Source organism: Pseudocitrobacter sp. 73 (assembly GCF_008369545.1).
GTDB classification, from domain to species: Bacteria; Pseudomonadota; Gammaproteobacteria; order Enterobacterales; family Enterobacteriaceae; genus Pseudocitrobacter; species Pseudocitrobacter vendiensis.
This window is the reverse complement of record NZ_VTZO01000002.1, coordinates 1-13,564: the sequence shown is the minus strand read 5'-3', so window position 1 is coordinate 13,564 and position 13,564 is coordinate 1. Positions and strand designations below refer to the sequence as shown.

General features: G+C 53.7%; 13 protein-coding genes and 2 tRNA genes. 2 read left to right on the top strand and 13 right to left on the bottom strand.

Features of this window, described 5'->3' with window-relative positions; translation table 11 throughout:
• Window positions 1-12 precede the first annotated feature (12 nt).
• Entirely contained in the window at window positions 13-1,551 is a 1,539-nt protein-coding gene (emrB, locus tag F0Q32_RS01610; RefSeq protein WP_149461689.1) for a multidrug efflux MFS transporter permease subunit EmrB, read from the top strand.
• 115 nt (window positions 1,552-1,666) lie between these two features.
• Here the strand turns inward: emrB and luxS are convergent, their stop codons facing one another.
• From luxS to pncC, 11 genes are all read right to left on the bottom strand, one after another.
• Window positions 1,667-2,182, bottom strand: coding sequence for an S-ribosylhomocysteine lyase (gene luxS, locus F0Q32_RS01605; protein ID WP_015963308.1), 516 nt, complete (start codon window positions 2,180-2,182; stop codon window positions 1,667-1,669).
• A gap of 243 nt (window positions 2,183-2,425) precedes the next feature.
• Entirely contained in the window at window positions 2,426-3,982 is a 1,557-nt protein-coding gene (gshA, locus tag F0Q32_RS01595) for a glutamate--cysteine ligase (RefSeq protein ID WP_149461687.1), read from the bottom strand.
• A 78-nt stretch (window positions 3,983-4,060) separates the two neighbouring features.
• Window positions 4,061-4,489, bottom strand: coding sequence for a YqaA family protein (locus F0Q32_RS01590; protein ID WP_108476423.1), 429 nt, complete (start codon window positions 4,487-4,489; stop codon window positions 4,061-4,063).
• Window positions 4,486-5,052 (bottom strand): fructose-1-phosphate/6-phosphogluconate phosphatase, encoded by a 567-nt coding sequence (gene yqaB / locus F0Q32_RS01585; RefSeq protein ID WP_149461686.1) that lies wholly within the window; start codon window positions 5,050-5,052, stop codon window positions 4,486-4,488. Before yqaB ends, F0Q32_RS01590 begins: the two co-directional genes overlap by 4 nt.
• A gap of 301 nt (window positions 5,053-5,353) precedes the next feature.
• A tRNA-Arg gene (locus tag F0Q32_RS01580) sits at window positions 5,354-5,430 on the bottom strand.
• A 4-nt stretch (window positions 5,431-5,434) separates the two neighbouring features.
• Window positions 5,435-5,527, bottom strand: a tRNA-Ser gene (locus tag F0Q32_RS01575).
• Between the two features lie 337 nt (window positions 5,528-5,864).
• Window positions 5,865-6,050 (bottom strand): carbon storage regulator CsrA, encoded by a 186-nt coding sequence (gene csrA, locus F0Q32_RS01570; RefSeq protein ID WP_000906486.1) that lies wholly within the window; start codon window positions 6,048-6,050, stop codon window positions 5,865-5,867.
• Between the two features lie 286 nt (window positions 6,051-6,336).
• Window positions 6,337-8,964: an alanine--tRNA ligase gene (gene alaS / locus F0Q32_RS01565; protein ID WP_149461685.1), complete on the bottom strand. Its 2,628-nt coding sequence runs from the start codon at window positions 8,962-8,964 to the stop codon at window positions 6,337-6,339.
• A 130-nt stretch (window positions 8,965-9,094) separates the two neighbouring features.
• Window positions 9,095-9,595: a recombination regulator RecX gene (recX, locus tag F0Q32_RS01560; protein ID WP_149461684.1), complete on the bottom strand. Its 501-nt coding sequence runs from the start codon at window positions 9,593-9,595 to the stop codon at window positions 9,095-9,097.
• 68 nt (window positions 9,596-9,663) lie between these two features.
• Window positions 9,664-10,728: a recombinase RecA gene (recA, locus tag F0Q32_RS01555; RefSeq protein WP_015963302.1), complete on the bottom strand. Its 1,065-nt coding sequence runs from the start codon at window positions 10,726-10,728 to the stop codon at window positions 9,664-9,666.
• An 80-nt stretch (window positions 10,729-10,808) separates the two neighbouring features.
• The gene (gene pncC / locus F0Q32_RS01550) at window positions 10,809-11,306 is read right to left on the bottom strand and encodes a nicotinamide-nucleotide amidase (protein WP_149461683.1); all 498 of its coding nucleotides are present in this window, start codon (window positions 11,304-11,306) and stop codon (window positions 10,809-10,811) included.
• A 199-nt stretch (window positions 11,307-11,505) separates the two neighbouring features.
• On the opposite strand from pncC, the gene F0Q32_RS01545 reads away from it, so the two are divergent.
• Window positions 11,506-11,745 carry a hypothetical protein gene (locus F0Q32_RS01545; protein ID WP_149461682.1) on the top strand — a complete coding sequence of 80 codons (240 nt, stop codon included), beginning with the start codon at window positions 11,506-11,508 and terminating at the stop codon, window positions 11,743-11,745.
• 27 nt (window positions 11,746-11,772) lie between these two features.
• Here F0Q32_RS01545 and F0Q32_RS01540 read toward each other — a convergent pair whose 3' ends face one another.
• Both F0Q32_RS01540 and F0Q32_RS01535 read right to left on the bottom strand, forming a co-directional pair.
• Complete coding sequence (locus tag F0Q32_RS01540; protein WP_149461681.1) at window positions 11,773-12,651, bottom strand: metal ABC transporter substrate-binding protein; 879 nt, start codon at window positions 12,649-12,651, stop codon at window positions 11,773-11,775.
• A complete protein-coding gene (locus F0Q32_RS01535; protein ID WP_149461680.1) occupies window positions 12,648-13,523 on the bottom strand; it encodes a metal ABC transporter permease in 876 nt (291 codons plus the stop codon). Before F0Q32_RS01535 ends, F0Q32_RS01540 begins: the two co-directional genes overlap by 4 nt.
• Between the last annotated feature and the right edge of the window lie 41 nt (window positions 13,524-13,564).

Below are 13,564 nucleotides of genomic sequence, written 5' to 3'. Positions count from 1 at the left end.
GGGGTGAGTGTAATGCAACAGCAAAAACCGCTGGAAGGCGCGCAACTGGTCATCATGACCATTGCGTTGTCGCTTGCGACTTTCATGCAGGTGCTGGACTCCACCATCGCAAACGTAGCGATCCCGACGATCGCCGGTAACCTTGGCTCCTCATTGAGCCAGGGCACCTGGGTTATCACCTCATTCGGCGTGGCAAACGCCATCTCCATTCCGATTACCGGGTGGCTGGCGAAGCGCGTCGGTGAGGTGAAACTGTTCCTGTGGTCCACCGTAGCTTTTGCTATCGCGTCGTGGGCCTGCGGCGTCTCCAACAGCCTGGGCATGCTGATCTTCTTCCGCGTGATTCAGGGGATTGTTGCCGGGCCGCTTATCCCGCTGTCGCAAAGCTTGCTGCTCAGCAACTATCCGCCTGCCAAACGCTCTATTGCGCTGGCGCTGTGGTCGATGACCGTTATCGTTGCGCCGATTTGCGGGCCTATCCTCGGCGGCTATATCAGCGATAACTATCACTGGGGCTGGATTTTCTTCATCAACGTGCCGATTGGTATCGTGGTCGTGCTGATGAGTATTCAGGCGTTGCGTGGGCGTGAAACGCGTACTGAACAGCGTCGTATCGACGGTATTGGCCTGGCGCTGTTGGTTTTGGGGATCGGTAGCCTGCAGGTGATGCTCGACCAGGGGAAAGAACTCGACTGGTTCAACTCCACCGAAATCATCGTGCTGACCATTGTGGCGGTGGTGTCGCTAAGCTTCCTGATTGTCTGGGAGCTGACGGACGATAACCCGATAGTCGATCTCTCGCTCTTTAAGTCGCGAAACTTTACCATCGGCTGTTTGTGTATCAGCCTGGCCTATATGCTTTACTTCGGCGCAATCGTTCTGCTGCCGCAGCTATTGCAGGAGGTGTACGGCTACACCGCGACATGGGCGGGGCTGGCCTCTGCACCGGTTGGGGTGATACCGGTAATTCTGTCGCCGATTATCGGTCGCTTTGCGCATAAGCTCGATATGCGTCGTCTGGTCACCTTCAGCTTTATTATGTATGCGGTCTGCTTCTACTGGCGAGCATATACGTTCGAGCCGGGGATGGATTTCGGTGCGTCGGCCTGGCCGCAGTTTATCCAGGGCTTCGCGGTGGCATGTTTCTTTATGCCGCTGACGACCATTACGCTCTCCGGTTTACCGCCTGAGCGTCTGGCAGCGGCGTCGAGCCTGTCGAACTTCACACGTACGCTGGCGGGCTCTATCGGGACGTCTATCACTACAACATTGTGGACCAACCGGGAATCGCTGCACCATGCACAGTTAACGGAGTATGTCACGCCGTACAATCCAGATGCTCAGGCAATGTACAATCAGCTTGAGGGGATGGGTATGTCGCAACAGCAGGCTTCCGGCTGGCTGGCGCAGCAGATAACCAATCAGGGGCTGATTATCTCGGCAAACGAGATATTCTGGGTGTCGGCGGGGATATTCCTCGTCCTGCTGGGCCTGGTGTGGTTTGCCAGACCACCATTCGGTGCCGGCGGCGGCGGCGGTGGCGCGCATTAATATGTTGATATAAAAAAAGGGCCGATGGCCCTTTTTTGTTGCCCGGTGGCGCCTGGCTTACCGGGCCTACGATGTTCATACGATCATGTTTGCCGGATTAACCGGCACAACCAAACTAAATGTGCAGTTCCTGTAATTTCTCTTTCGGCAGCGCCAGCTCATCGTTGCTGTTCACACGCACGTCGCGATCGAGAATATGGCGCGCGATATCCTGCGCTTCTGCCAGGGAGTGCATCTGATACGTACCACACTGGTAAACGTTCAGTTCTGGGATCTGGTTCTGATCCTGAACTTTCAGGACGTCTGCCATCGCCGCTTTCCACGCATCCGCTACGCGCTGCTCATCTGGCGTGCCAATCAGGCTCATATAAAAACCGGTGCGGCAGCCCATCGGGGAGATGTCGATGATCTCAACACCGTTACCGTTCAGGTGATTACGCATGAACCCGGCGAACAGGTGCTCCAGCGTGTGAATACCCTTTTCCGGCATCACTTCTTTGTTTGGCACACAAAAACGCAGGTCAAAAACGGTAATCGCGTCACCATGCGGCGTGTTCATCGTTTTGGCTACACGGACGGCTGGTGCTTCCATACGGGTGTGATCGACAGTGAAGCTATCTAACAACGGCATTTCGTAACCTCCGGTGTATCCCTCATCCTCGGTATTTTATTTTTTCATCATAACAGATTGAAAAATAATACCTTTAAGCCATTTTGGTCAGGACTTTTTGGGATAAAGTGATTTTTTTTAAAAAAAACTGAACTCTTCATTCCAGTGCGAGTCTGAGTATATGAAAGACGCGCATTTGTTATCATCATCCCTGAATTCAGAGATGTATATTTGGCCACAGTGATGTGGCCTTTTTCTTTTCTGTCAGGCGTGTTTTGCCAGTAACGCTTCAAATGATTCCGTATCCGCCGCTTCCAGCTTACGCTGACGTTCAACGGATGCATCACGTTCCACAGCAAACTCCTCTTCTGTGAGGATCTCCAGCGGCTCTTCACGCAGCATATTTCGATACAGCTCCGCCAGCGCCTTACCCGTACCGCCAATCCCTTCATCAAGCATAGAACGCAGAATGCGGGCTGAGAAAGTTAATTCCGGATTATCAAAGCAGGCGACCAATTCATCGCACACTTTCTGGTAAGCCTCACCGCCTTCAATGCTGTCCATCGTCTGCGCCACGCGTTTTAGATCGCGGAACAGATCTTTACCCACTTTCGGCAGCGGGAACTGCGCGGTTTCGCAACCAATGCCCAGCGTCAGACCCGGTTTACGCCCTTCCAGAATCACACGATTCCAGTTAGTACGTGTACATTGCAGCTCCTGGCTGCTCATTTCTGGCGCATCGGCCAGCACGCACCAGACCATAAACAGGTCAAGGAAGCGAATCTGCTGCTCATCCACGCCAATTGGCGAGAACGGGTTGATATCCAGCGAGCGCACTTCAATGTACTCAATCCCGCCACGCAACAGCGCATCGGACGGATTTTCGCCGCTGCGAGTAACACGTTTCGGGCGAATCGGCGCATAGAGCTCATTCTCAATCTGCAAAATATTGCTATTGATTTGCAGACGCTTACCGTCTTTCTCAACGCCAATACGCGCATATTCTTCCGACGGCGTTTTGATAGCCCGCTTTAATCCTGCCACGTATTCGTGCAATTCGTTAAACGTAATTCCGAGATTGCTTTGCGATTTATTGGTATAGCCAAGATCGCTCAGGCGCAGAGACGTGGCGTAAGGTAAGTAGTACATGCCGCACTCGGTTTTCTCAAACGGCAGCGCGCTCTCTTTCCCTTGCAGGAATGAAGAACAAATCGCCGGAGACGCACCAAACAGATACGGGATCACCCAACCAAAGCGGTAGTAGTTGCGGATCGCGCGGAAATAACCGGCAGAGATCGCCTCTTTACCGCTCTCAGCATCCGTCACGCCGCATTTCGCCTGCCAGAATGCCATCGGCAGAGAGAAGTTGTAATGCACACCAGAAATGGTTTGCATCAGCGCGCCATAGCGGTTCTTCAGCCCTTCGCGATACAGCGTTTTCAGACGGCCGACGTTAGACGTACCGTACTGTGCCAGTTCGATATCCTGGCCCGGCGCGATATAGCACGGCATACTTAGCGGCCACATCCGTTCATCGCCAAGATGACGCGCCGTATAACGGTGAATGTCACGCAGGAAAGTGAGCATATGGTTGACGTCGCCATCAACCGGAGTGATAAATTCCAGCAGCGCTTCGGCAAAATCGGTGGTGATCCATTTATGGGTCAACGTCGAGCCCAGCGATGCCGGGTGCCCAGTCGTTGCCAGTGAGCCATCAGCGTTAACGCGCAGCGTCTCACGCTCCAGACCACGATTTATCCCTTTCAGTGCTTCAGGGTGTTTTTCCAGCCAGGTCAGTGCCTGTGATACATCCGGGATCAAATTGACCTCCCGCCTGTCGATATCATTTTATTAAGCATAATTGTAATGGTTGACGATTAAAGGTCACAAGCAATCCAATTAGTGCCACCACGTCATACCCTGGAGTGTCGCCGCCGCTACAGCGATGTAGCGTAACGCTTTTCCAAGACATAAAAAAAAGAGCACCGGTCCCCAGGAGATGCGCATCCATCCCGCCAGCAGACACAGTAAATCACCGATAACGGGCATCCAGCTCAGTAACAGTGTGGCTGCGCCGTAACGTTTTAACCAGGATGTCGCTTTTTCCTGCCAGCGCGATTGCTTACGCACGGGAAACAACCGTCCAAGGATAACGTTTGTTGCCCCACCAAGGCTATTACCCATTGTTGCTATTAATACTAAAAGCCAGGGGTGGCTGAGGCCAGAGACGAGAAGCGCCACGAGTACCGCTTCCGAGTTGCCCGGCAGCAGCGTGGCGCTCAGAAAACTGCTGGCGAATAACGATGCCAGCGCCAGCCCGTCACTCACAGCAGACGGACATCCACAGCGTCCATACCGGCGCTTCTGGCCGCCTGCAGACCAAAATCAGCATCTTCAAACACGACGCATTTTTCCGGCGCAACGCCTAAACGTTCCGCGCAAAGAAGGAAGGTATCCGGTGCAGGTTTGTGATTCTTAACGTGATCGGCGGCGACAACCGCAGAAAAGTAGTGTCGCAGGCCCAGATGCGCCAGCAATGCTTCAGCAATAGCGCTCTCGCTGCCTGTACCGACCGCCATTGGCCGACGACCATGCCAGGCCTTCACTACATCGATAAGTGGCAACGGCGTCACAGAGTCCAGCAGCATCGCTTTAACAGCGGCTGTTTTTTCCTGTGCCAGAAGATGAGGGTCAAGATCGGCCTGATGAAGTTCGATAATTGCCTGGGCGATACGCCAGGTTGGAGAACCGTTAAGGGCAACCATCGCCTGCTCGTCGAAACGCATACCATAACGCCCCAGCACCTCGTGCCACGCTTTACGGTGCGTAGGTTCGGTGTCCAGGATGGTGCCATCCATATCAAAGATTAATCCCGCGTAGCGTTCGTACATCCCGTTCTCACAGACAAGATAAAGTGAGATGTTACTTTAACGTAAAAGGCGGTTTTTGTCGCTGACAGACGCGTTGGAAATAGGCAGAGAGGAAGGGTTTAGAAAAAATTAGGATTTTGTAAGTGTATCAAGGGAGGAAATAAGAGACTTGCTGTTGTTCTTGAGAAGATGGTGCATCCGGGAGGATTACTCGGCTGCGCCTCGCCCTACAGGTCGTTGCTAAAGCAACGCTATCCTCCCTGGTGCTCGCGATAATTTCGCGGAACATGAAACAACAAACCCACTGCTATTTCGGAGAATATGGTGCATCCGGGAGGATTCGAACCTCCGACCGCTCGGTTCGTAGCCGAGTACTCTATCCAGCTGAGCTACGGATGCAAAATGGCGGTGAGGCGGGGATTCGAACCCCGGATGCAGCTTTTGACCGCATACTCCCTTAGCAGGGGAGCGCCTTCAGCCTCTCGGCCACCTCACCACACGCCTCTTTCGAGTGCTTCGGAGAACTCGTTAAAAGCTCTTCGTCGCTGCGTGGCGCACATATTACTTTCTGGGCTTTATAAGTCAAACAATTTTTCGAGACCTTTTATCGTTTGCACACTTCGCGCACAATTAGACGTTAAAAACGGCAAAAAGACTGTTTTCTCAACAATAAAATCGCTAACTCACGGTAAAACAAAACAGAAAGAATGTGGCGCAACAGAGGCGACAAAATCACGACAGGATGAAAAAGAGAAGAAAGCGAGAAGAAAACGAAGAGGTTAAACGGGAAATCTGGGAAGGATGCGTCTCACCGGAAGGTGAGACGCGAGAACTTAGTAACTGGACTGCTGGGATTTTTCAGCCTGGATACGCTGGTAGATCTCTTCACGGTGAACGGATACTTCTTTCGGAGCGTTAACGCCGATACGCACCTGGTTACCCTTCACCCCTAAAACTGTCACAGTGACCTCATCTCCAATCATGAGGGTCTCACCAACTCGACGAGTCAGAATCAGCATTCTTTGCTCCTTGAAAGATTAAAAGAGTCGGGTCTCTCTGTATCCCGGCATATCCATCATATACACACTCACCCTCAGGCTTCCTTGATTTGACCTGAACGCTTCGTGCATAACGCCAAACGTACGCTGTGACAAACATCTGGTGTAACCGTCACTGCATCACATTCTGTTAAATGTAAGTTTAGCCGATATACATGACTTCAACCTGACTTTATCGTTATCAGTACTCCATATGCAAGGCGTCTTAACAATTAACGTTAAGACGCCCACACAGGATTTATTTTTGTTACAGCTTAGCGCTTACCCAATCTTTCACACTGGCCAACGCGGCTGGAAGCGCCGTCGCATCGGTACCACCGGCTTGCGCCATGTCCGGGCGACCACCGCCTTTACCACCAACCTGCTGAGCCACCATGCCGATGAGCTCCCCTGCTTTTACGCGGTCAGTGACATCCTTAGACACACCCGCAATCAGAGAAACCTTATCGTCAGCAACGGTCGCCAGCACAATAATGGCGGAACCCAGCTGGTTCTTCAGATCGTCAACCATCGTACGCAGCATTTTCGGCTCAACGCCCGAAAGCTCGCTCACCAGCAGCTTAACGCCGTTGATGTTTTCTGCTTTGCTGGAAAGGTTTGCACTCTCCTGCGCTGCCGCCTGCTCTTTCAGTTGCTGCAGCTCTTTCTCCAGTTGACGGGTACGTTCCAGAACGGTGCGCACTTTCTCCGTCAGGTTATGGCTATCGCCTTTCAGCAACTGGGCGATATCACCCAAACGATCGCTTTCTGCATGCAGGCTGGCAATCGCGCCTTCACCGGTTACTGCTTCGATACGGCGAACACCTGCCGCCGTTCCGGATTCGGACACAATACGGAACAGACCGATATCACCCGTGCGTGAAGCGTGAGTACCGCCGCACAGCTCAGTAGAGAAATCGCCCATGCTCAGCACGCGAACGCGGTCATCATATTTTTCGCCGAACAGCGCCATCGCGCCCTTCGCTTTTGCCGCGTCGAGATCCATTACGTTGGTTTCAACCGGCAGGTTACGACGAATCTGGGCATTAACCAGATCCTCGACCGCGCGAATCTCTTCCGGTTTCATCGCTTCGAAATGCGAGAAATCGAAACGTAGAACTTTATCATTCACCAGAGAACCTTTCTGCGCCACGTGCGTGCCCAGAATCTGGCGCAGCGCCGCGTGCATCAGGTGCGTGGCGGAGTGGTTCAGACGAATACGCGCACGACGCGCTTCATCAACGTCGGCCTGCACTGCGTCACCCACTTTCAGGGAACCCGCCGTCAGTTTGCCGAGATGACCAATCGCCTGACCGTATTTCTGCGTGTCGTTCACGCTGAAGCTAAAGCCCGCGCCTTTCAACTCGCCTTTATCGCCAACCTGACCGCCAGATTCCGCATAGAACGGGGTCTGGTCCAGAATGACAACCGCTTCCTGACCGGCCGCCACGCTATCAACCGCTTTACCGTCGATAAACAACGCGGTGACTTTGCCGTTCAGTTCAAGATGATCGTAGCCTTTGAATTCTGATGCACCATCAACGCGGATCATCGCGTTATAGTCTGCGCCGAAACCGCTGGATTCACGCGCACGACGGCGCTGTTCTTCCATCGCGGCTTCAAAGCCCTCTTCGTCCACTTTCAGGCCGCGTTCACGGCAAACGTCCGCCGTCAGGTCAACCGGGAAGCCGTAGGTGTCATACAGGCGGAAAGCGGTTTCACCATCCAGCGTGTCGCCAGTCAGCTTAGACAACTCTTCGTCCAGCAGCGCCAGGCCGCGTTCCAGCGTACGGGCAAACTGCTCTTCTTCAGTTTTCAGAACCTGTTCAACCTGCGCCTGCTGGCGTTTCAGTTCTTCACCGGCAGAACCCATCACTTCGATCAGCGGGCCAACCAGCTTATAGAAGAAGGTGTCTTTCGCGCCCAGCATGTTGCCGTGACGGATGGCACGACGAATGATACGGCGCAGCACATAGCCACGGTTTTCATTCGACGGCGTAACGCCATCAGCAATCAGGAACGCACAGGAACGAATGTGGTCCGCAATAACGCGCAGTGACTTGTTCGTCAGGTCAGTCGCGCCAGTGACTTTAGCCACGGAATCAATCAGCTTACGGAACAGGTCAATTTCATAGTTAGAGTTGACGTGTTGCAGTACCGCAGTGATACGTTCCAGGCCCATACCGGTGTCGACGGACGGCTTCGGCAGCGGCTCCATTGTACCGTCAGCCTGACGGTTGAACTGCATGAAGACGATGTTCCAGATCTCGATGTAACGGTCGCCGTCTTCTTCAGGCGTTCCCGGAGGGCCACCCCAGATGTGGTCGCCGTGATCGTAGAAGATCTCGGTGCACGGGCCGCATGGGCCGGTATCGCCCATCTGCCAGAAGTTATCGGAAGCATACGGCGCGCCTTTATTGTCGCCGATGCGGATGATGCGCTCACGCGGGATACCGACTTCTTTCTCCCAGATTTCGTAAGCTTCGTCATCGGTTTCATAAACGGTCACCCACAGACGCTCTTTCGGCAGGGCGAACCAGTTTTCACCGGTCAGCAATTCCCACGCGTACTGAATAGCATCGTGTTTGAAGTAGTCGCCGAAGCTGAAGTTACCCAGCATTTCGAAGAAAGTGTGGTGACGCGCGGTGTAACCGACGTTTTCCAGATCGTTATGTTTACCACCCGCACGAACGCAACGCTGCGCAGTCGTTGCGCGAGAATAATTACGTTTGTCGAGACCAAGGAAAACATCCTTGAACTGGTTCATCCCGGCGTTGGTAAACAGGAGGGTCGGATCGTTATTCGGCACCAGGGAGCTGCTGGCAACTACCTGATGTCCCTTGCTATGGAAAAAGTCGAGAAACGCCTGACGGATCTCAGCGGTGCTCTTGCTCATAATTATCCTGAAATCAAGCTAACGAATGGTCGCCGTCGTAGCAGGTCATTTGTTGTTCAACTTGCTACCAGACGGAAAAAGTGGGAATAAGATAAGTTTTCTTTAAAGGGAAGTAAAATCCCCCGTGCGCTCAATCGTCAAAATTTCGCCATATTTCCTGGATATCTTCCATCAGATAGCCGCGATTGAGCAAAAAGCGCTGGATTTTTACTTTTTCGGCAAATGTGATCGGTAATGGATCGCCATATTTACGCTCCGCCTGGTTACGCGCCAGCGTTCCCCAATCGATATCGCACTCGCGCATAGCCTGTTCAATATCATTACGCTGAATACCTTTCTGACCAAGTTCCTGCCGAATACGTGCGGGACCATAACCCTTGCGGCTGCGGCTGGCGATAAACTGTCCGACAAATCGCAAATCATCGAGATAGCGGTTTTCATGGCACCAGGCAATGACCTTTTCCACATCTTCTTCTGGTGCATCAACAGGTTCAGGGCCATTCTTCGTCATCACCGGCGCAATAAGCTTGCGACGCAGTTCCTGCTCACTGTGGTCGCGCATTGCCAGAATGCGAATCGCGCGATCCAGCAAGCGGGCATACGCCGAGCGGCGTGGTGTATTCTCGTTCATCTTTCTCCCGCTCCTTCAAATGCAAAAAGGGCTGCATCGGCAGCCCTTCTGTTTCTGATGAGAGGTTATCAGAAATCTTCGTTAGTTTCTTTCGCGTGCGTGTCGTTTTCATCGACCACGAAATCCGGCGAAGAATCTTGATTGCTGAGCAGCAGCTCACGCACTTTCTTCTCGATTTCTTTCGCCGCCGCCGGGTTCTCTTTCAGCCAGGAGATAGCGTTCGCTTTACCCTGACCAATTTTGTCGCCGTTGTAGCTATACCAGGCACCCGCTTTTTCGATCAGCTTCTCTTTCACGCCCAGGTCTACCAACTCGCCCAGGAAGTTAATACCTTCACCGTAGAGGATCTGGAATTCTGCCTGTTTGAACGGTGCAGCGATTTTGTTTTTCACCACTTTCACGCGGGTTTCGCTACCGATGACGTTATCACCCTCTTTCACCGCGCCGATACGACGGATGTCCAGACGAACGGACGCATAGAATTTCAGCGCGTTACCACCGGTCGTGGTTTCCGGGTTACCGAACATGACGCCAATTTTCATACGGATCTGGTTGATGAAGATAAGCAGCGTGTTGGACTGTTTCAGGTTACCAGCCAGCTTACGCATCGCCTGGCTCATCATACGCGCCGCAAGGCCCATATGAGAGTCACCGATTTCGCCTTCAATTTCCGCTTTCGGCGTCAGTGCCGCAACGGAGTCAACAACCAGCACGTCAACCGCACCAGAGCGCGCCAGCGCATCACAGATTTCCAGCGCTTGTTCACCGGTATCTGGCTGGGAGCACAACAGGTTGTCGATATCAACGCCTAACTTACGTGCATAGACAGGGTCCAGCGCGTGCTCTGCATCGATGAAGGCACAAGTTTTACCTTCACGCTGTGCTGCGGCGATGACCTGCAGGGTCAGCGTCGTTTTACCGGAAGATTCAGGCCCGTAGATTTCGACGATACGCCCCATCGGCAGACCGCCTGCACCCAGTGCGATATCCAGTGAAAGCGAACCAGTGGAGATGGTTTCCACGTCCATGGTACGGTCTTCACCCAGGCGCATGATGGAGCCTTTGCCGAATTGCTTCTCAATTTGGCCCAGTGCTGCCGCCAACGCTTTCTGTTTGTTTTCGTCGATAGCCATTTTTACTCCTGTCATGCCGAGCAAGCCCGGGGAATGAATTCTGTTCTGTTGAAGCAATTATACTGTATGGTCATACAGTATCAAGTATTTTGTAGAAATTGTTGCCAGAGCAGTTGTAAGGCAAATGCCGTGGCCTGTCGGCGTACCGATTCCCGGTCGCCCGCAAAGCATTCACGCTGGGTTACACCTTGTCCGGCGGCACTTGCCACGCCAAACCACACGGTGCCGACAGGCTTCTCATCGCTGCCGCCATCCGGCCCGGCAATGCCGCTAACCGATACCGCATAAGAGGCACGCGCTGCCCGTAACGCGCCCACGGCCATTTCGACCACGACCGGTTCGCTCACCGCGCCGTACTGTTCCAGCGTCACCGCACTGACGCCAATCATTTGTGATTTAGCTTCATTACTGTAGGTAACAAAGCCGCGCTCAAACCACGCGGAACTTCCCGCGACATCGGTCAGGGTTTTGGCAATCCAGCCACCGGTGCAGGATTCAGCCGCGGTTACCGTTGCGCCCTGCGCCTTCAGCGCCTGCCCGACCTTTTCACTCAGTTGAAATAATTCGCTGTCAGTCATCACCCCTCCTGTCAGGTAGATATCTGTCGGACAAGATAGCACTTTCCCAACACAGATGGGGGCGAGGTGTCGAATTTACGAGGGGGGTTCAGAAAATGGATCTCAAGCATAACCCTGGTGCTTTTCGGATAGCAGCCTGAAAAACGTGGTGAGATAATTTTACCGGGACCCACCACGGAAAAATGGAAAGGATAGGGATATGGCGAAACCACGAACTGCAGCTGAAAAAAAGCTCAAGCAAACTGAGCAATTGCGCTTAATTATGATTATTTGCGGCCTCTTTACATTACTGAATGTGGTGTTACGTGTCAGTACAGGCCCGTTTGATTTATTGTTTATGGCAGTTGAAGTGTTGCTTGGTCTGGGGTGTCTGATTTATGGCCTGCACTTGGGTAAAACAGTGAAATCATTAAAAGCCGGGCAAGACAGCGTGAAATAAGCGTCGGCCCGCAAGGGCCGGCCGCTATTACTGCATACTGGCAACAATAGTCTCCACGTTATGCCGCACCATATTCACATAGCTATCCGCCACGCCGCCCGGTTTCGATAACGCTTCCGGATAAAGCTCGCCGCCTGCCTGCGCACCGGTCGCGGATGCAATTTGTTTGACCAGGCGCGGATCGAGTTGGTTTTCCATAAACCAGGTATGCACACCATCGGCCTTGATTTGTTTGATCAACGCGCCGACATCTGCCGCGTTCGCTTCGCTTTCCGATGACAGCCCCTGTGGCGAAAGGAAGTCCACCTGATACGCTTTGGCGAAATAGCCGAACGCATCGTGGCTGGTCAGTACCTTACGTTTCTCGCGCGGAATAGGGCTGAAACGCTGCTTCACCCAGCTATCGAGCGCCCTGAGCTCAGCCGCATATTTCGCACCGCGGGCTTTAATGACGCTGGCGTCCTGCGGGTCAGCTTTGGCGAGCCCCTCGGTAATGTTCTGCGCATAAATAACGCCGTTCGCCACGTTATTCCAGGCGTGCGGGTCCGTCACCGTTTGTCCATCCTCTTCCAGCGTTTGCGTGGCAATGCCCTGAGAGGCAACGACCAGTTGGCCGTTAAATCCAGACGCTTTGACTAAACGGTCAATCCACCCTTCCAGCCCCAGACCGTTCACCACCACCACATCCGCTTTACTCAGCAATGCGCTCTCTTTCGGCGACGGCTCAAAAGTATGCGGATCGCCGTCCGGCCCCACCAGCGTCGTCACCTTCACCGCATCGCCCCCAACCTGCTGCGTGATATCGCCCAGCACCGAAAAACTGGTGACCACATTGAGCGTTTTCGCCATCGCACCCTGCGCGATTAACCCCAGCACCAGCGCCAGAATTACCTTCTTCATTTTCATACCATCCCCTCAGTTAAAAGCGCTCGCAAGCGATAAGCCAGCCTGCTGCGCGTGCCAAAAATCAGCGAAAAAAGAAAAATCAGACTGGCGGTCAGCACAATAGTCGGCCCGGCCGGGAGGCTCGCCGCCCACGAGAAGCTCAGCCCAATCCAGGCACAAAGCACGCCGCAAAGCCCCGCCAGCCCGAGCATAGCGGGCAGAGTCTGTGCCCAGCAGCGGGCCGCTATTGCGGGCAGCATCATCACGCCCACCGCCATCAATGTACCGAGCACCTGAAACCCGGCCACCAGGTTCAGCACCAGCAGAGCGAGGAATAAACCGTGTAACGCTGATGGCAGCCAGCCGGCATTCACCTGCAACCAACTGCTGTCGAACGCTTCAACCACCAGGCCGCGATAACACACCGCCAGCGCGATCAGCGTGATGCAGGCCACCAGCGCGACAAACAGTGCCGAAGGTCCGTCTACTGCCAGAATTGAGCCAAACAACAAATGCAGAAGATCGACGTTTGAGCCGCGCAGTGACACCAGCGTGACGCCCAGCGCCAGAGAGCCCAGGTAGAATCCGGCAAAGCTGGCATCCTCTTTCAGAAGCGTGCGGCGACTCACCCAGCCCGCCCCCAGCGCCACGGCGATCCCTGCCACGAAACCGCCGATCGTCATTGCCAGCAATGACATTCCATTCATTAAATAGCCCACAGCAACGCCGGGCAGAATGGCATGCGACAAGGCATCGCCCATTAAGCTCATTCGCCGCAACAGGAGAAATACGCCCAGTAGCGTGGTGCTCAGTGAGAGCGCGAGGCACACCATCAGCGCCCGACGCATAAAGCCAAACTCGATAAACGGCTGAAAAAAGGTATGCCAGATCATGCTGACCTCGCGGGTAACATCGTGATTAGACATGAGATAAA